At 64.8% G+C, this 17,187-nt stretch carries 16 protein-coding genes and 1 pseudogene; 12 read left to right on the forward strand and 5 right to left on the reverse strand.

What is annotated here, in order from left to right:
- Window positions 1–115: 115 nt before the first annotated feature.
- The 9 genes and pseudogenes from J4G43_RS47840 (at window position 116) to J4G43_RS47880 (ending at window position 9,378) form a co-directional block, all read left to right on the forward strand.
- Window positions 116–967: an MBL fold metallo-hydrolase gene (locus J4G43_RS47840; protein WP_208089026.1), complete on the forward strand. Its 852-nt coding sequence runs from the start codon at window positions 116–118 to the stop codon at window positions 965–967.
- Between the two features lie 224 nt (window positions 968–1,191).
- On the forward strand, window positions 1,192–2,034 hold the full coding sequence (locus J4G43_RS47845) for a fumarylacetoacetate hydrolase family protein (RefSeq protein WP_071916817.1): 843 nt from the start codon (window positions 1,192–1,194) through the stop codon (window positions 2,032–2,034).
- Between the two features lie 140 nt (window positions 2,035–2,174).
- Complete coding sequence (locus J4G43_RS47850) at window positions 2,175–2,786, forward strand: glutathione S-transferase family protein (RefSeq protein ID WP_208089027.1); 612 nt, start codon at window positions 2,175–2,177, stop codon at window positions 2,784–2,786.
- A gap of 23 nt (window positions 2,787–2,809) precedes the next feature.
- A complete protein-coding gene (locus J4G43_RS47855) occupies window positions 2,810–4,000 on the forward strand; it encodes a serine hydrolase domain-containing protein (RefSeq protein ID WP_208089028.1) in 1,191 nt (396 codons plus the stop codon).
- A gap of 17 nt (window positions 4,001–4,017) precedes the next feature.
- Window positions 4,018–4,886 (forward strand): annotated as a pseudogene (locus J4G43_RS47860) (MBL fold metallo-hydrolase).
- 123 nt (window positions 4,887–5,009) lie between these two features.
- Window positions 5,010–6,152, forward strand: coding sequence for an alpha/beta fold hydrolase (locus J4G43_RS47865; protein WP_208089029.1), 1,143 nt, complete (start codon window positions 5,010–5,012; stop codon window positions 6,150–6,152).
- A gap of 66 nt (window positions 6,153–6,218) precedes the next feature.
- On the forward strand, window positions 6,219–7,190 hold the full coding sequence (gene mbfA, locus J4G43_RS47870; RefSeq protein WP_085403465.1) for an iron exporter MbfA: 972 nt from the start codon (window positions 6,219–6,221) through the stop codon (window positions 7,188–7,190).
- A 235-nt stretch (window positions 7,191–7,425) separates the two neighbouring features.
- A complete protein-coding gene (locus tag J4G43_RS47875) occupies window positions 7,426–8,898 on the forward strand; it encodes an amidase (RefSeq protein WP_208089030.1) in 1,473 nt (490 codons plus the stop codon).
- 126 nt (window positions 8,899–9,024) lie between these two features.
- Window positions 9,025–9,378 carry a nuclear transport factor 2 family protein gene (locus J4G43_RS47880; protein WP_085403464.1) on the forward strand — a complete coding sequence of 118 codons (354 nt, stop codon included), beginning with the start codon at window positions 9,025–9,027 and terminating at the stop codon, window positions 9,376–9,378.
- A 150-nt stretch (window positions 9,379–9,528) separates the two neighbouring features.
- Here the strand turns inward: J4G43_RS47880 and J4G43_RS47885 are convergent, their stop codons facing one another.
- Both J4G43_RS47885 and J4G43_RS47890 read right to left on the reverse strand, forming a co-directional pair.
- On the reverse strand, window positions 9,529–10,617 hold the full coding sequence (locus J4G43_RS47885) for a Zn-dependent alcohol dehydrogenase (RefSeq protein ID WP_208089031.1): 1,089 nt from the start codon (window positions 10,615–10,617) through the stop codon (window positions 9,529–9,531).
- A gap of 45 nt (window positions 10,618–10,662) precedes the next feature.
- On the reverse strand, window positions 10,663–12,447 hold the full coding sequence (locus tag J4G43_RS47890; RefSeq protein ID WP_208089032.1) for an acyl-CoA dehydrogenase family protein: 1,785 nt from the start codon (window positions 12,445–12,447) through the stop codon (window positions 10,663–10,665).
- A gap of 222 nt (window positions 12,448–12,669) precedes the next feature.
- On the opposite strand from J4G43_RS47890, the gene J4G43_RS47895 reads away from it, so the two are divergent.
- Both J4G43_RS47895 and J4G43_RS47900 read left to right on the forward strand, forming a co-directional pair.
- Window positions 12,670–13,371, forward strand: a complete 702-nt coding sequence (locus J4G43_RS47895) for an SDR family NAD(P)-dependent oxidoreductase (RefSeq protein WP_208089033.1) — start codon at window positions 12,670–12,672, stop codon at window positions 13,369–13,371.
- A gap of 147 nt (window positions 13,372–13,518) precedes the next feature.
- Window positions 13,519–14,349 (forward strand): enoyl-CoA hydratase, encoded by an 831-nt coding sequence (locus J4G43_RS47900; RefSeq protein ID WP_208089034.1) that lies wholly within the window; start codon window positions 13,519–13,521, stop codon window positions 14,347–14,349.
- On the opposite strand, the gene J4G43_RS47905 is transcribed toward J4G43_RS47900, so the two are convergent.
- Window positions 14,336–15,241 carry a LysR family transcriptional regulator gene (locus J4G43_RS47905; protein WP_208089035.1) on the reverse strand — a complete coding sequence of 302 codons (906 nt, stop codon included), beginning with the start codon at window positions 15,239–15,241 and terminating at the stop codon, window positions 14,336–14,338. The genes J4G43_RS47900 and J4G43_RS47905 overlap by 14 nt on opposite strands.
- 120 nt (window positions 15,242–15,361) lie before the next feature.
- On the opposite strand from J4G43_RS47905, the gene J4G43_RS47910 reads away from it, so the two are divergent.
- Window positions 15,362–16,201: an oxidoreductase gene (locus tag J4G43_RS47910; protein ID WP_208089589.1), complete on the forward strand. Its 840-nt coding sequence runs from the start codon at window positions 15,362–15,364 to the stop codon at window positions 16,199–16,201.
- Window positions 16,202–16,255: 54 nt separating this feature from the next.
- On the opposite strand, the gene J4G43_RS47915 is transcribed toward J4G43_RS47910, so the two are convergent.
- Both J4G43_RS47915 and J4G43_RS47920 read right to left on the reverse strand, forming a co-directional pair.
- Window positions 16,256–16,879 carry a GNAT family N-acetyltransferase gene (locus J4G43_RS47915; protein WP_208089036.1) on the reverse strand — a complete coding sequence of 208 codons (624 nt, stop codon included), beginning with the start codon at window positions 16,877–16,879 and terminating at the stop codon, window positions 16,256–16,258.
- 69 nt (window positions 16,880–16,948) lie between these two features.
- Window positions 16,949–17,152, reverse strand: coding sequence for a DUF1127 domain-containing protein (locus J4G43_RS47920; protein WP_063980835.1), 204 nt, complete (start codon window positions 17,150–17,152; stop codon window positions 16,949–16,951).
- Window positions 17,153–17,187 lie beyond the last annotated feature (35 nt).

The raw sequence follows: 17,187 nt of genomic DNA on the forward strand, positions 1-17,187 counted from the left end.
TCTCTCTGGCTGTCTCGGGGTTCCCCCGATAACGCAACATCGCGACAGATGATCCATTGCGTTCGACGGCGGAAGGCCGCATCTTTCGCGAAAGCAAGAAAATTGGGATCGCCGCATGCCGTGGACCGTGGGCAAGGTCAAAATCACCAAGATCGTGGAAATGGAGACGGTCGGCTCGACCCGCTTCATCCTGCCGGCCGCGACCAATGACGAGATCCAGAAGCTGCCTTGGCTGATCCCGCATTTCGCCACCGAGGAGGGCCGGCTGAAAATGTCGATCCACTCGCTGGTGGTGGAGACGCCGACGCGCCGCATCGTGGTCGACACTGGCCTTGGCAACGACAAGCAGGGCCGCGGTGTCCCGGTCTGGAATAACCGCAGCACGCCGTTTCTGGAGACCATGACGGAAGCGGGCTTTCCCCCTGACAGCATCGACACCGTGCTGTGCACGCATTTGCATGTCGACCATGTCGGCTGGAATACAAAGCTCGTCGATGGCAAGTGGGTGCCGACTTTCGCCAGGGCGCGCTACCTGTTCGGCAAGACCGAGTATGAATATTGGCGCGACTATACGGCCGAGCCGGACAAGGTCGCGGTGTTCAACGATTCCGTGAAGCCGGTCGTCGATGCGGGCCTGGCCGAGTTGATCCCGAGCGATCACCGGCTCTGCGAGGAGATCAGCGTGATCCCGACCCCCGGCCACAGCCCCGGGCATATGAGCGTCCTGATCGAGTCCGGCGGCGAACAAGGGCTGCTCAGCGGCGACGTCGCCCATCACCCCTGCCAGATGGCGCATCTCGACTGGTGCTCGGTCGTCGACACCGATACCGCCCAATCGGCCGCGTCGCGGCACAAGGTGTTCTCGCGCTTTGCCGATACCCCGACGCTGGTGATCGGCGGCCATTTCTCGGCCGGCCACATCAAGCGGGACGGGGATGCGTTCAAATTTGTGGCGCTGCAATCGTAGGGTGGGCAAAGCCACCGGGTCGCGCGAATGCGCGCCCGATGACAGGCTCCGCGTGCCCACCATACCGGGCCATCAAAAAGAATTGGTGGGCACGGCGCTCCGCGCCTTTGCCCACCCTACAAAGGAAGGGCTGCAATGCGCCCCACTTTGAGCGGTTGAATTTCCCGCCGCCCTGTTCCATGAAGCTATTTAACCGATCGGTCCATCTCCAGGGAGAAACGAGAATGAAGCTTGTTCGTTATGGCGAAAAGGGTGCGGAAAAGCCCGGCCTGATCGACAAATCCGGCCAATTGCGCGACCTGTCGGCGCATGTGAAGGACCTGACCGGCGAGGCCTATTCGCCGGAATCCCTGAAGAAGCTGGCGGGCCTTGACCCGGCCTCCCTGCCCGCCGTCTCCGGCAAGCCGCGCTTCGGCGCGCCCGTCACCGGCATCTCGAAATTCGTCGCCATCGGCCTCAACTACAGCGACCACGCCAAGGAAACCGGCGCCGCGATCCCGACCGAGCCGATCATCTTCATGAAGGCCAACACGTCGCTGTCCGGCCCGAACGACGCGGTCGAGAAGCCGCGCGGCTCGACCAAGCTCGACTGGGAAGTCGAGATCGCCGCCATCATCGGCACCCGCGCCAAGTATGTCTCGGAAGCCGATGCGCTGAACTACGTCGCCGGCTATTGCGTCTGCAACGACGTCTCCGAGCGCGCCTTCCAGACCGAGCGCCTGGGTCAGTGGACCAAGGGCAAGTCACACGACACCTTCGGCCCGGTCGGCCCGTGGCTCGCCACCAAGGACGAGATCAAGGACGTGCAGAACCTGTCGATGTGGCTCGACGTCAACGGCCAGCGTCGCCAGACCGGCTCGACCCAGACCATGATCTTCTCCATGGCCAAATGCGTTTCGTACGTGTCGCAGTTCATGACCCTGCTGCCTGGCGACATCATCACCACCGGCACCCCGCCCGGCGTCGGTCTCGGCATGAAGCCGCCGACCTTTCTCAATGTCGGCGATGTCGTCACGCTCGGCATCGAAGGCCTCGGCGAGCAGCGCCAGGAGATCGTGGCGGCGTAAGGCCTCCGCCCTCTCCCCGTCATTGCGAGGAGCGAAGCGACGAAGCAATCCAGACTATTTCCACGGAGACAGACTGGATTGCTTCGCTTCGCTCGCAATGACGATAACCAACTGCCGGTCACCGCGTAGGACATTTCCCCATGAAACTCTCCTTCTCCGCCGCCTCGCCCTTCGCCCGGAAGGTGCGCATCGCCGCGATCGAGCTTGGGCTGATCGACAAGATCGAGCTGACGCCGGCAACCGTCGCGCCGGGCACGGTCAATGAGGATTATTCGCGCATCACGCCGCTGAAGAAGCTGCCGGTGCTGATCACCAATGACGGCGACGTCATTCTGGATTCCTACGTGATCGTCGAATATCTCAACGAGATGGCCGGCGGCAGCCTGATCCCCGATTACGGCCCGCGGCGCTGGAAGGCCAAGACCAATCACTCCCTGATCAACGGCATGCTCGATTCCATGCTGCTGTGCCGCTACGAGAAGATGGTGCGGCCGCAGGGCCTGCAATGGCAGGCATGGTCGGACGACCACTGGAACCGGGCCTGGACCGGCATGGCGCGCTTCGAGAACATGCCCGAAGTTTTGAACGGCCCGTTCGACATCTCGCAGATCGGCCTCATCTGCGTGCTCGGCTATGCCGACTTCCGCTTCGCCGATTGCGGCTGGCGCAAGGCCTATCCGAAACTCGACGCCTTCCACCAGAAGATGCTGGAGCGCCCCTCGGTCAAGATCTCGGTGCCGCCGGCGGCGTAAACTGGGCTGCGGGGAGAAGGACGATGCGCGATCGCTTCCCCCGCCTCAGCATTCTCGGCGCGAGCCTCGTGCTCGCGTTGACCGTCTCAGCCACTTCCGTGCAGGCCGACGGCATGGCGACTGGACGACAAAACCTCGCCTGTGGATCGCCGTCGTCAATCGACGACGGGTGGACGACTGCGTCGCCCGACAGCGTTGGCATGGACGGCATGCGGCTCTGCAGCATCGCTGCACGGCTCGATCAACGCGCGACCTCGGTCCATTCGGTTGTCGTCGTGCGCCACGGCAAGCTCGTCTTCGAGCAGTATTTTCCCGGCTACGACCAACCCTGGGGACAACCGGACGGCCAGCACGAATTTACCGCGACGACGAAGCATGACATGCGTTCGGCATCGAAGAGTGTCGCTTCGCTGCTCGTCGGCATCGCGATCGATCGCAAGCTGATCGAAGGCGTCGACGAGCCCGCGCTCAAATTCTTCCCCGACCATCAGGCGGCGAAGCAGGCGGGCTGGGAGGCCATCACGCTGCGCCATCTGCTAACGATGTCCTCCGGCATTGAATGGGACGAGGCACGGTCCTGGACCGATCCGAAAAACGACGAGCCGCATCTCACCTTTGAGGCCGATCCGATCGGCTATGTGCTCGCAAAGCCAGTCGCTGCGCCGCCCGACGTGCTGTGGACTTATAATGGCGGCGGGACTGAACTGCTCGGCAACATCCTCGAACGCGTCTCGGGCAGGCCGCTGGAGGCATTTGCTCGCGAGGTGCTGTTCCAGCCGCTCGGGATCAGCGATTTCGAGTGGAAAGCCTATAAGAACGGCAAGATCGCAGCGGCCGCGGGCCTTCGCTTGCGGCCGCGCGATGCGGCGAAGATCGGCCAGCTCGTGCTCAATCGCGGCCAGTGGAACGGCCGGCAGATCGTCTCGGCCGACTGGATCGCACAATCGACCACGCCGCGCTTCCAGGCGATCGGCTATTTCGGCAGCACGATGTTCTACGGCTATCAATGGTGGATGGGCCGCTCGCTCGCCGGCGACAAGGAAATCAAATGGGTTGCTGCCTTCGGCTGGGGCGGCCAGCGCATCTTCATCGTGCCCGAGCTTGATCTCGTCATGATGACCACCGCTGCCCAATACGGCCAGCCGAAGGAAGGGCTGGCCGCGATCGACATCCTCTCCAACATCGTCATTCCATCCGTGCGCGATGCACGGTGAGTGCAAGGGAAGCGAGCATGAGCCTGAAATTCACCGTCGGCGATCTCACCATCCATCGCGTCATCGAGCAGGAAACCTCGTTCGTGCCGGCGCTGGAGATGCTGCCGGGACTGACGCCTGAGGTCCTAGCCGAGAACCGGGCATGGATGCGGCAGGCCAAGGCGCTGGACGAGCAGGACGTACTGCTCCTGTGCTTCCAGTCCTATGTGGTGAAGACGCCGCACCACACCATCCTGATCGACAGCTGCATCGGCAACGACAAGCCGCGCCCGCAGCGGCCGAAATGGAACATGAAGACCGACGACACGTACTTGCGCGGACTCAACGCAGCCGGGTTCGCGGTCGACGACATCGATTTCGTGATGTGCACGCATCTGCATGTCGACCACGTCGGCTGGAACACGCGGCTCGAGAACGGCTGCTGGGTGCCGACCTTCCCCAAGGCACGCTACGTCTTCGCCAAGCAGGAATACGACCACTGGTTCGCGGAGAATGCGAAGGCGGAGATCCCGCCTTTCGCCGACAGCGTGCTGCCGGTGGTCGAGGCCAGGCGCCACGAGCTGGTCGGCAACGATCATCAGATCGGCGATCACGTCCGCATCCTGCCGACGCCGGGACATACGCCCGGCCATATCGCCATCACGATGGGCCGCGGCAAGGACGACGCCGTGTTCTCCGGCGACCTCATGCATTCGCCGCTGCAGACGCTCTATCCGGAGCTGTCGATCAAGTTCGACGTCGACCGGCCGCGGCGGCGAAAACGCGCCGCAGCTTTCTGGAGCGCTATTGCGACACCGACACGCTGTGCTGCACCGCGCATTTCCCCTCGCCGTCGGTCGGGAAGATCAGGCGCAAGGGCAGCGCGTTCGTGTGTGCGGCGGTGTAGCGCGCGGCAATCGCCCGGCTTCCGTCATGCCCGGGCTTGTCCCGCGCATCCACGTTCTTACAATCAACGGCAACAAGAACGTGGATGGCCGGGACAAGCCCGGCCATGACGAGGAAACAAAAAATGGCCGACCTCCCCGACATCCCTCTCCCCGCCGGAATCCGCTCGCGTTACGTCGACGGCATCAACGGGTTGCGCATGCATGTGCTCGAAGCCGGCTTCGAGACCAAGGGGCGGCCCTGCATCCTGCTGCTGCACGGCTTTCCCGAGCTCGCCTTCTCCTGGCGCAACGTGATGCCGGCGCTGGCCGCGGCCGGCTATCACGTAATCGCGCCGGACCAGCGCGGCTATGGCCGCACCACGGGATGGACCGCCGACTACGACGGTGATCTCACGCCGTTCTCTCTGCTCAACCTCGTGCGTGACGCCCTCGCCCTGGTGTCGGCGTTCGGCTACCGGCAGGTCGATCTCGCTGGGCATGATTTCGGCAGCCCGGTCGCGGCCTGGTGCGCCATGATCCGGCCCGACGTGTTTCGCTCGGTGACGCTGATGAGCGCGCCCTTCGGCGGAGCGCCACCGATGCCGTTTGGCACGGTCGATGTGCCGGCAAAGCCTGCAGTCGAAGACCCCGTGCATCGCGAGCTCGCCGCGCTGCCGCGCCCGCGCAAACACTATCAATGGTATTACGCGACGCGCCCGGCCAACGCCGACATGCAGCACGCGCCGCAGGGCGTGCACGATTTCCTGCGCGCCTACTATCACCAGAAGAGTGCGGACTGGACCGACAACAAGCCATATCCGCTGAAGTCGTGGTCCGCGGGCGAACTCGCAAAACTGCCGACCTACTATGTGATGGACGCCGGCGAGACGATGGCGGAGACGGTAGCGAAGGAGATGCCCTCGCCGGCCGCGATCGCCGCCAACCAATGGCTGCCGGACAGCGACCTCGCCTATTACAGCGCCGAGTACGGCCGCACCGGATTCCAGGGGGGCTTGCAATGGTACCGCTACGGCACCTCGGGCATGCTCAACAGCGAGATGCAGCTGTTTGCGGGCCGCAGCATCGACGTGCCCTCGTGCTTCATCTCGGGCAAGCAGGATTGGGGCACCTATCAGCGCCCCGGCGTGTTCGAAGCGATGCAGGGGCGCGGCTGCACGAAGATGCTCGGCTGCGATCTCGTCGACAGCGCCGGCCATTGGGTGCAGCAGGAACAGCCGGCCGAGGTGAGCCGCTTGCTGCTCAAGTTCCTCGCAAAAGCCGCCTGATTTGACCCGGGAACCCCGGCGCCTTATATAGTTTAGAATAGTTCTAAACTATCAAACAGGGCCGCCGTGAAGACTTTTGCCGAACTGACCGAGCGCGAGGTGCTTGCGGTCGCGATCTCCTCCGAGGAGGAGGATAGCCGCATTTACATGACCTTCGCCGAGGACTTGCGCGAGCGTTACCCGGACACGTCGAAGATTTTCGAGGAGATGGCCGAGGAGGAACGCGGCCACCGGCATCGGCTGCTGAAACTCTATGAGGAACGCTTCGGCCAGCACCTGCCGCCGATCCGCCGCGAGAACGTCAAAGGCTTTCTGCGCCGGCGGCCGATCTGGCTGACGAAAAACCTGCCGCTCGACACCATCCGGAAAGAGGTCGAGACCATGGAGCTCGAGGCTGAGCGCTTCTACGCGCGGGCCGCCGAGCAGGCCGAGGATGTCGGCGTGCGCCGCCTGCTCGGCGATCTCGCCGAGGAGGAAAAGCATCACGAGAACCGCGCCGTCGCGCTGACCGACGAAATCCTGAAGCCGGACGTGCGCGCCGAGGAAGATCGCACGCGACGGCGGATGTTCGTGCTGCAATATGTGCAGCCGGGCCTCGCCGGCCTGATGGACGGATCGGTCTCGACACTGGCGCCGCTGTTCGCGGCAGCTTTCGCCACGCACCAAAATTGGCAGACCTTTCTGGTCGGGCTCGCCGCCTCGATCGGCGCCGGCATCAGCATGGGCTTTGCGGAGGCGCTGTCCGACGACGGATCGCTCACGGGGCGCGGCTCGCCCTGGCTGCGCGGCATCACCTGCGGCGCGATGACGACGCTCGGCGGGCTCGGCCACACCCTTCCTTATCTCGTCCCAGACAGCTGGCCGAACGCATTCTGGATCGCAACGGGAATCGCCGGCGTCGTCGTGTTCTTCGAATTGTGGGCGATCGCCTTCATCCGCGCGCGCTACATGGACACCCCGTTCCTCCAGGCCGTGTTCCAGATCGTGCTCGGCGGCGCCATCGTGCTGGCGGTCGGGATCTTGATCGGGGCGGCGTAGGGCCACATTCTCGGTGTCATGCCCCGGCTCGACCGGGGCATCCAGTACGCCGCGGCTTCTCGGTTCTAGTCTCGCGGCCTCGGAGTACTGGATCGCTCGGTCAAGCCGGGCGATGACACCGACTTTTTGGCGTCCGCCCGACGAGCCTCACCGGCATATCAATCGCGATCAAACGGCGGTTGCGGCTTTCGGCCAAACTGCGCATCATCCTTTCAGGGAAGCGCAGGAGCATGTCGTGGCGAAATCGGAATGGAGTTACAAGAGCGCGGTCGAGCTGTCGGCCGCGTTGACCGCAAAGAAGGTCTCCGCGGTCGAGCTCACGCAGGACGCGATCGATCGCATCGAACGTCACGACGGCAAGGTCAACGCGATCTGCGTCCGGGATTTCGACCGCGCGCTGAGCGCCGCGCGGGACGCGGACGCGGCCCGGGCGCGCGGCGAGCGGAAGCCGCTGCTCGGCCTCCCAATCACCGTGAAGGAATCCTATAACATTGCCGGCCTGCCCACGACCTGGGGCATTCCCGCGCAGAAGGATTTTGTCGCAAAGGAAGACGCGCTGCCCGTCACGCGGGTGAAGGACGCCGGCACCGTCATCGTCGGCAAGACCAACATGCCGCTGGGGCTCGGCGACTGGCAGAGCTACAACGACATCTACGGCACCACCAACAACCCCTACGATCTCGGCCGCACGCCGGGCGGCTCGTCCGGCGGCTCCTCGGCTGCGCTCGCCGCGGGCTATGGCCCGCTCTCGATCGGCTCGGACATCGGCGGCTCGCTGCGTGTGCCGGCGTTCCATTGCGGCATCTATGCGCACAAGCCGACCTTCAATCTCGTCGCGATGCGCGGCCACACGCCGCCGCCGTTGCCGCCCTTGCCGTTCGAGCGCGACCTCTCGGTGATCGGCCCGATGGCGCGCAGCGCCGCCGACCTTTCGCTGGTGCTCGACGTGATGGCCGGGCCCGATCCGATCGACGCCGGCCTGGCCTACCGGCTCGAGCTGCCGGCGGCGCGACACACGGCATTCAGGGATTTCCGCGTGCTGGTGATCGACACCGATCCGGTGCTGCCGACCGACACGGCGGTGCGCGGCACCATCAACCGGCTGGCCGACAATCTCGCCAAGGCTGGCGTCAAGATCGAGCGCAGCAGTCCGCTGCTGCCGGATTTCGCGGCCTCCTCGCGGCTCTATATGCGCATGCTGATGTCGTTCCTCGGCTCGACCTTCGCGCCGGATGTCTACGCCGGCGCCAAGGCAGCCGCAGCGGCGTTGCCAGAGGGCGACAACAGCTTGGCTGCCGAACGGCTGCGCGGTATCGCGCTCAACCATCGCGACTGGCAGGCGGCAAATGCCGGACGCACGCGGCTGCGGGCGCAATGGCGCGAGCTGTTCAAGACGTACGACGCCGTGATCTGCCCGGTGATGCCGACGGCAGCCTATCCGCACGATCATTCGCCGGAGCAGGAGCAGCGGCGGATCAAGATCGACGGCAAGGAGCACGTCTATCCGGACCAGCTCGCCTGGCCGGGCATCGCGACGCTCCCCGGCCTGCCCTCGACCGCGATTCCGACGGGCTTTGCGCCCGACGGACTGCCCATCGGCGTGCAGATCGTCGGCCCGTGGCTGGAAGACCGCACGCCGCTCAAGCTCGCCGAGCTGATCGAGCGCGAATTCGGCGGGTTCGTGCCGCCCCCTTTGTTCAATGACTAGTGCCTCCCGTCATTGCGAGGAGCCCTTGCGACGAAGCAATCCAGACTGCATCCGCGGAGACATTTCTGGATTGCTTCGCTACGCTCGCAATGACGGAGTAAAATAACATAGAGGGAGAGAAACGTCATGAGCCAAGACCTCGACCAGCTCACCACGCTCAACCACGACTATGTCGCCTCCGTGCAAAACTGCGACGTTAAGCGCTTCGACGAAATCCTCGCGCCGGAGTTTTTTTGCTCCAATCCCGACAAGACATTGGTCGACCGTGCAGCCTTCCTGGAGCAGACGGCACGGCCGATCGCAATCCGCAATCTGCATGCCCATGATGTCATCATCCGCATCATGGGCGATTTTGCTATCATCCACGCCGCAACCAGCTACACCACCGCCGACGGCCAGCAGGCGACGGGGCGGTACACCGATTGCTGGACGAAGAAGAACGGGACGTGGCTCGCGGTATCAGCGCACGTGTCGCGGTGAGGCGAGGTCAGCCATCCTCACACTCCGCTGTCATGCCCCGGCCTTGACCGGGGCATCCAGTACGCCGCGGCAATAGTCGGTTCACACAGCTTCCGCCGCGGAGTACTGGATCGCCCGCTTTCGCGGGCGATGACACCGTCATTGCGGTTGCTAGCTGTCAAACACAATCACGCTGCGCAGCGTCTTGCCGGCCTTCATGTTGGCAAAACCCTCGTTGATCTCCGACAGTTTCAGCTTGGCCGAGATCCAGTCTTCGAGGTGCAGCCGGCCGCGCAGGTAGAAATCAACCAGCCTCGGCATGTCCACGCGAAAATGGTTGGAGCCCATCGACGAGCCCTGGATCCTGCGCTCGCGCAGGAAGTCGAAGCCGTGCAGCTCGATCTTCTGACCGAACGGGATCATGCCGACGATGGTGGCCGTGCCGCCGGACGCCAGCATGCCAAAAGCCTGCTCCGCGGTCTCCTTGCGGCCGAGCACCTCGAAGGAATGATGCACGCCGCCATTGGTGAGGTCGCGCACCCGCTTCACGACGTCGCCGTCGGTGGGATTGATGATGTCGGTCGCGCCCAGCTTGGTCGCAAGCTGCAGCTTTGCCGGATTGGTGTCGATGGCGATGATGCGCCCGGCGCCGGCGATCTGCGCGCCGTTGATCGCGGCCATGCCGACACCGCCACAGCCGATCACGGCCACGGTCTCGCCGGCCGTCACCTTCGCCGTGTTCACGACCGCGCCGTAGCCGGTGATGACGCCGCAGCCGATCAGCGCGGCGAGATCGAGCGGCATCTCCTTGCGGATTTTGACGATGGCGTTCTCGTGCACCAGCATCTGCTCGGCGAAGGACGAGAGGTTGAGGAACTGGTGCAACTTCTCGGGCTTCGACCATTGCATCCGGTTGGAGGCGCCCGGCAACAGCTTTACGGTGGTGTCGGTGCAGAGCACGGTGCGGCCCGTGGTACAGTTGTCGCAGGTGCCGCAGAACACCGACAGGCACGTCACGACGTGATCGCCCGGCTTCACATAGGTGACGTCGGAGCCGACCTGCTCGACGATGCCGGCGGACTCGTGCCCGAGCACCGCGGGCAGCGGATGCGGATACAGGCCTTCCATGAAGTGCAGATCGGAGTGACAGAGGCCGGCGACCGCCGTGCGGATCAAAACCTCGCGTGGGCCCGGCTTCGGCAGGCTGACATCCTCGATGACCAGCGGCTGATTGACTTCATAAAGGACGGCGGCCTTCATCGAGCACTCCCTATCGTTTCTTTTGGTTTGAGCGTGGAGTGCAGCCTACGCTGCCAGAACCAGTTCGCCAACCTCGCTCATGCCGGCGTCGCGATCGCCGAGCAGCAGCGCTGCGATCTTCGCTTGCGCGGCATTTTCCGTCAGCCGGAACGGATCGCTCGGCGCAACGCGATGGTCGATCACCAGCCGCGACAGCAGGAGCCGGCGCGCATCGCCGCGCATTTCGTTGATGCGATGCGCTTCCCAGGCGAGCGCGACTGCGCTTGCGACGTGATAGAGCAGGCTGGTCGCGCGGCGCGCATCGGCCTCGTTCTCGGAATTGCCAGCGACCTCGCGCGCGAAGCCGACGGCGCGATCGACGAGACCGCGCAAATTGTCGCGCCAGGCCTGCGGGACCGACGCGCTATCATCGAGCCGCGCATGCAGATCGGCTGATAGCGCGGATTCAGCACCGTGGCGGCCGACCGCGCGCCGGAGCGCATCGATCGCGACGATGTTGCCGGTGCCCTCCCAGACCGAGCCGAGATGCGCATCGCGCAGCAGGCGGGGCGTGGCGAATTCCTCGATATAACCAATGCCGCCGCGCATCTCGAGCGCGTCGCCGCAAACCTTGCGCGCATCGCGCGTCGCACGGAATTTCAGCGTCGGCGTGAGGATGCGCAGCAGCGCCGCAGCATCCTGACTGCCAGCCTCGGCGCGGTCGAGCGCGTCGGCGGTCAGAAAACTCATCGACAGCGCCTGCTCGACCGGCAGCATGATCTTCAACATCTGCCGGCGCCCGAGCGGCAGATCGATGATGCGCTTGCCGAACACCACGCGGTTCTTGGCAACCGTCATCGCATCATGATAGGCGCGGCGCATCAGAGCGGTGGACTTGACGCCGTTGGAGAGCCGCGACGAATTGACCATCTCGGCCATCTGCACGAAGCCGCGGTCGAGCTTGCCGACCGCATAGGCGATCGCGCCTTCGAGCTTGATCTCGCCCGAGGCCATCGAGCGGGTGCCGAGCTTGTCCTTGAGGCGCACGATCCGGTAGTGGTTCTGCGAACCGTCGTCGAGGAAGCGCGGCATCAGGAACAGGCCGACGCCGCGCGTGCCGGGGCCGGCGCCTTCAGGACGCGCCAGCAGCATCACGACCTTGGCATCTGCATTCGAGCAGAACCATTTCTCGCCATGGAGGCGCCAATGGTCGCCCTCCTGCACGGCGCGCGTGGTCAGCGTACCGACATCGGAGCCACCCTCCTTCTCGGTCATGAACTGGCCGCCCTGGGTCAGCTTGCTCATGTCGGTCTGGGTCAGGCCGGCGAGATATTTCGCCTTCAGCGCCTCGCTGCCGAAATTCGCCAGGAGCTTGGCGCAGCCGTCGGTGACGTTGATCGGGCAGCCCATGCCGAATTCGGTCTGGTTGAACAGGAAGGTGAAGGCGTGCTTGGCCACGACGGGATATTTGTCCGGCCAGCCCATGATGCCCTTGCGGATCGAGAGCGCATGGATGCCGAACTCGCCGAACGCGGCGTTCTCCAGTTCGCGATAGGCCGGGTGATATTCGATCCACTGCACGTCGCGGCCGAACTTGTCGCGCTGGTGCAGCACCGGCGTGTGCCGGTCGGCGAGCCGCGCGCAATCGTCGAGATGGCCACCGGCGAGTTCGCCGAGGCGATCGAGATGCGGCTCGATGTGGCGGAACAGCGGGTCCGGCAGATGGATACGCAACAGATCCGTCAGCGCCGGATCGGCGCGATAGAAATTCATGCCTGATGTATCGGGCGCCAGCAGACCGGATGGTGCGGCCGCGACACTTTTTGGCTCACCTGTGACCGGCTTGTGCATGATCGTCCTCTTCGTTCCCGCCCGACGGCAATTCTTATCGCTTGCCGCTTGGGATGATGTCGATCATGCTCCAGTCGCAAAGGCGGATAAAGCCGCAAATTGTCAGGGAGGCATGATCGCCGTGAAGGAGCAATTCGCTCTGCGGAATTATGATCGACCTGGCTGGTCGTCCGCACGGCGGATGCATAGATCAGCGGCTTCCCGTCTCCGAGAGATCACGCTATGGAACATCCGAAATACAAGATCGCCCTCATCGTCGGCGCCGGCGAAGGCCTGAGCGCCTCGCTTGCTCGGCTGCTGTCTGCGCAAGGCATCCGCGTCGCGCTGGCCGCGCGCAAGATCGAGAAATTAGGCGCGCTCTGTCGCGAGACCGGCGCCAAGGCCTATGCCTGCAACGCCACCGAGCCTGAGGAGGTCGAGCGGCTGTTCGGCCTGGTCGAACGCGAGCTCGGCACGCCCGACCTCGTCGTCTACAACGCCAGCGGCCGCACGCGCGGGCCGTTCATCGATCTCGTCCCGGCCGATGTCGCGCAGGCGATCGCGATCAGCGCCTATGGCGGCTTCCTGGTGGCGCAGCAGGCGGCCAAGCGCATGCTGCCGAACAAGCACGGCGCGATCCTGTTCACCGGCGCGTCCGCCAGCGTCAAGGGCTATGCTCAGTCGGCCTCATTCGCGATGGGCAAGTTCGCGCTGCGAGGGCTGGCGCAGAGCCTGGCGCGCGAGCTCTCGCCGCAGGGCATCCACATCGCGCATTTCGTGATCGACGGCGGCATCCGCAGCGCGGCGCGCGCGGAGCCCGCCGACAAGCCGGATTCGATGCTCGATCCCGACGCGATCGCACAGAGCTACTGGAACGTGTTGCAGCAACCGCGCAGCGCCTGGAGCTGGGAGCTGGAGCTGCGGCCGTGGGTGGAGAAGTTTTAGACGCGCTGCCGTAGGGTGGGCAAAGGCGCGCAGCGCTGTGCCCACTATCACGACGAAACAACAAATGGTGGGCACGCTTCCGCCTTCGCTCTACGAGCTACGGCGGACAAGTCGCTCTGGCCCACCCCACGAAAGCAGGGAGAAACAATGACCACGGAAACCACTGTCGATACCGGCACCAACGAACTCCTCTGCGTCATCCGCGACCGCGTCGCGGTGATCACGCTGAACCGGCCGGAGGCGCGCAACGCGCTGTCGGACACCTTGACTCCGGCGCTGCGGACGATGATCCGCACCTGCGGCGAGAGCCCCGAAGTCGGCGCGCTTCTGATCACCGGCGCGGGCGCGGCCTTCTGTGCCGGCGGCAACGTCAAGGGCATGGGCGCGCATCGCGACCAAGCCAAGCTCGACATGTCCTTTGACGACAAGGTCGCCGATCTCCAGGAACGGCAGCGGCTGCTCACCGGCGCGCTGGTGTCGGTGCGCAAGCCGACCATCACCGCCCTGCCCGGTCCCGCGGTCGGCGCCGGGCTCGCCATCGCCATGGCCTGCGACATCCGCATCGCCGCGCAATCGGCCCTCGTCGCCACCGGCTACGCCCGCATCGCGCTCTCCGGCGACTACGGCATCGCCTGGCTGCTCACCCGGCTGGTCGGCACCGCGCGGGCCCGCGAGCTGCTGTTCACCGGCGATCGCGTCGACGCCGCGCGTGCAGAGGCCATCGGCCTCGTCAACTGCGTCGTACCCGACGAAGAATTGCAGGCTGAAGCCTTTGCACTGGCCAAGTCGCTCGCCGAAGGCCCGCGTCAGGCGCTGCGCTACATGAAGGACAGTCTCGACGAGGCCCTGCTGTTCGATTTCGAGACCGCCCGCGACCACGAAGCTGGACGGCTGATCCGCCTGACCACGACCGCTGATCACAAGGAAGCCGTGCTGGCCTTCATCGAGAAGCGGAAAGCGGTGTTCACGGGGAAGTAGGGGCCGCGGCGGGCGCCCTCGCAAAATCCACGAACGCGCGCAGCGCTGCGGGCAATTGGCGGCGGCTTGGATAGTACAGGAAGAAGCCGGGGTAAGCCGGGCACCAGTCGGCGAGCACGCGCACCAGCTTGCGCCTGGCGAGCAGCGCTTCCACCTGGGCTTCGAACACATAGGCGAGGCCAGCACCATCCAGCGCGGCATCGACCATCAGATCCTGGTCGTTCATCGTCAGCGGTCCCGCGACGTCGATCGCGAGCTCGACGCCGCCGCGCTCGAATTCCCAATGATAGAGCGCGCCTGAGGTGAAGCGATAGCGGATGCAGGGCAGGCCTTTCAGGTCGCGCGGCGTGGTGGGCGGCTTGTGCGATTTGAAGAACGTGGGCGTGCCGACCACGGCAAATCGGTGCCGCGGGCCGATCGGCACCGCGATCATGTCGGCGGCAATGGTCTCGCCGAAGCGGACGCCGGCATCGAAGCCGGCCGCGACCATGTCGATCAGGGCGTCGTTGATGACGATCTCGACGCTGACATCGGGGAACGATTTCAAGAAGCGCGTCACGATCGGCAACAGCACCAGCTGCGCGGACTGGCGCGCGGCGGTGAAGCGCAGCGTGCCGGCGGGCTTGCCGCGGAAATTGTTGAGGTCCTCGAGCGCGTCGTCGATGTCGCGGAAGGCCGGCGTGATGCGGACAAACAGCCGCTCGCCGGCCTCGGTGAGCGCGACGCTGCGGGTGGTGCGGTTGACGAGGCGCAGGCCGAGCCGCTCTTCGACATTGCGCAAAGCGTGGGACAGCGCCGATGGCGTGACGCCGAGCTCGGTCGCCGCCGCGCGAAAACTGCGGTGGCGGGCGATGGCGAGGAAGGTCGCGAGGTCGGACGGGTCGATCCGCATTGATGAATTTTTCTCAGTAGCTTGCAAAGCATATACCGGATTACCTCAGCTATGGCGAGCCGCTACACCTTGCCCATCGGCTTCGGCACATCGCCGGGCCAAAATGGAAAGGGCAACGTTATGCGTGTCTGGTTCATCACAGGAGCATCCCGCGGATTTGGCGCTTTGATCGCCGAAGCCGCCTTGAAGGCCGGCGATGCCGTAGTCGCGACCGCGCGCGATCCGTCCACTGTCACCGCGCGCCTCGGCACGCACGAGCGCCTGCTGGCCACCCGGCTCGACGTCACAAGTGAGACCGAGGCGCATGAGGCCGCAGGTCAGGCCGTGAAGAAGTTCGGCCGCATCGATATCCTGGTCAACAATGCCGGCTACGGCCTGCTCGGCGCGATCGAGGAGGCCAGCGGCGCGGAGACGCAAAAGCTGTTCGGCACGAATGTGTTCGGCCTGCTCGGCGTCACCCGCGCGGTGCTGCCGCATATGCGCCGCCAGCGTTCCGGCCACGTCATCAACATCTCGTCGGTCGGCGGCTACACCGGTTATCCCGGCTGGGGCGTCTATGGCGCGACCAAGTTCGCGGTCGAGGGAATCAGCGAAGCGCTGGCCGGCGAAGTCGCGCCGCTCGGCATCAAGGTCACCGTGGTCGAGCCGGGCTTCTTCCGCACCGACTTCCTCGACGACACCTCGCTGTCGCGCACCGCGCAGGTGATCGACGACTATCACGAGAGTGTCGGCAAGACCCGCGCTCACGCCGCCGAATTCAACCACGGCCAGCGCGGCGATCCGCGCAAGCTGGCGCAGGCCTTCCTGACGCTGGTCGATGCCAAGAACCCGCCGCTGCGCCTGCCGCTCGGCAGCGACACCGTGGAGCGGATCGAGGCGAAGAACGCTTTCGTTGCGCGGGAGCTGGCGGGATGGCGATCGGTCGCGACCTCGACCGACTTCACCAATGACGGCGCTTGAGCGAAGGCAAAAAAAGGCCCGGCTCTGGATGACCAGGCCGGGCTCGCAGTGGTGTCAGGCCGAGGCTGAGGGGCTGTCGGCCTGACGGGAAAGGGCGGCGAGGCGCCAGCTCGCGCAGGGAATGTCTTTCGGTGCGACGGCGATCTCCTTGTCGAAGAGCACCAGCTTCCAGTCGTCGGGATGATTGACGAAAGCGAAGCCGGATTTGCGGGCGAGCGAGATCATGGTCTCGTTGGAGCGCAGCGTGTCGCCGAACATGTGCTCGGCACCAAGAGCTGCCGCGCGGCATTCGAGATTCTTCATCAGCGCGGTGGCGATGCCGTGGCCCTGCCAGCGGTCGTCGACCGATAGGCCGAACTCGAGTGTCGAGGTTTCGGCATGGAAGGCGTAGCGCGCCTCGGCGACGATGGTCTCGAAGCCGTCGACCATCTTGGTCGCCACAACGGTAAAGCGCTCGCGCGCTCCGACATCGAGGAATTCGCTCAGCAGGCCCTTCGGCAATTCGCTGATCGCTCCGAAGAAGCGGTTGTAGCGGGAGCGGGTCGAGAGCGAGCGGAAATAGTGCTGAAGCTCCTCGGTGTCGCGCGGCTCGACGAAGCGAACGTTGATCGCCTCACCCTGCCGGGTGCGCAGCACGTCCAAATATTGCTTCAGATCTTCCAGGCCAAGAGTGCTCATGACACGAGCCCTGCGGAAAGAGGGACCGCCGGCGCCCCTGTGATCAGGCGGCGCCGGCCTGGCGGCCAATCAGGCCCGCCAGAAGGGTTTGTCAGCCTCGTAGGCGATGTCGGTCCAGGACAGGCCGACGTCGTGGAGATCGCGGGCCGTCCAGTGGGTCAGTTCGCGGCGGGTCCGGTAGCGCTCGTGCCAGACGTGAAGCGTCTCGCCGATCTGCTGGATCAGGCCGGGTGCATGATGATTTGTCATCGAATTGTGGGTCAAAGTAGACATTTTCAGCTCCTTGAGCTAACTTGACCGCTAATATC

Origin of the sequence: Bradyrhizobium barranii subsp. barranii, from assembly GCF_017565645.3 — a bacterium.
Classification (GTDB): Bacteria; Pseudomonadota; Alphaproteobacteria; order Rhizobiales; family Xanthobacteraceae; genus Bradyrhizobium; species Bradyrhizobium barranii.

Bases quoted from the DNA above. Each gene is read 5' to 3' on its own strand.
- J4G43_RS47840 (WP_208089026.1), top strand. From the start codon at position 116: ATGCCGTGGACCGTGGGCAAGGTCAAAATCACCAAGATCGTGGAAATG.
- J4G43_RS47845 (WP_071916817.1), top strand. From the start codon at position 1,192: ATGAAGCTTGTTCGTTATGGCGAAAAGGGTGCGGAAAAGCCCGGCCTG.
- J4G43_RS47850 (WP_208089027.1), top strand. From the start codon at position 2,175: ATGAAACTCTCCTTCTCCGCCGCCTCGCCCTTCGCCCGGAAGGTGCGC.
- J4G43_RS47855 (WP_208089028.1), top strand. From the start codon at position 2,810: ATGCGCGATCGCTTCCCCCGCCTCAGCATTCTCGGCGCGAGCCTCGTG.
- J4G43_RS47865 (WP_208089029.1), top strand. From the start codon at position 5,010: ATGGCCGACCTCCCCGACATCCCTCTCCCCGCCGGAATCCGCTCGCGT.
- J4G43_RS47880 (WP_085403464.1), top strand. From the start codon at position 9,025: ATGAGCCAAGACCTCGACCAGCTCACCACGCTCAACCACGACTATGTC.
- J4G43_RS47885 (WP_208089031.1), bottom strand. From the start codon at position 10,617: ATGAAGGCCGCCGTCCTTTATGAAGTCAATCAGCCGCTGGTCATCGAG.
- J4G43_RS47890 (WP_208089032.1), bottom strand. From the start codon at position 12,447: ATGCACAAGCCGGTCACAGGTGAGCCAAAAAGTGTCGCGGCCGCACCA.
- J4G43_RS47895 (WP_208089033.1), top strand. From the start codon at position 12,670: ATGGAACATCCGAAATACAAGATCGCCCTCATCGTCGGCGCCGGCGAA.
- J4G43_RS47900 (WP_208089034.1), top strand. From the start codon at position 13,519: ATGACCACGGAAACCACTGTCGATACCGGCACCAACGAACTCCTCTGC.
- J4G43_RS47905 (WP_208089035.1), bottom strand. From the start codon at position 15,241: ATGCGGATCGACCCGTCCGACCTCGCGACCTTCCTCGCCATCGCCCGC.
- J4G43_RS47910 (WP_208089589.1), top strand. From the start codon at position 15,362: ATGCGTGTCTGGTTCATCACAGGAGCATCCCGCGGATTTGGCGCTTTG.
- J4G43_RS47915 (WP_208089036.1), bottom strand. From the start codon at position 16,879: ATGAGCACTCTTGGCCTGGAAGATCTGAAGCAATATTTGGACGTGCTG.
- J4G43_RS47920 (WP_063980835.1), bottom strand. From the start codon at position 17,152: ATGTCTACTTTGACCCACAATTCGATGACAAATCATCATGCACCCGGC.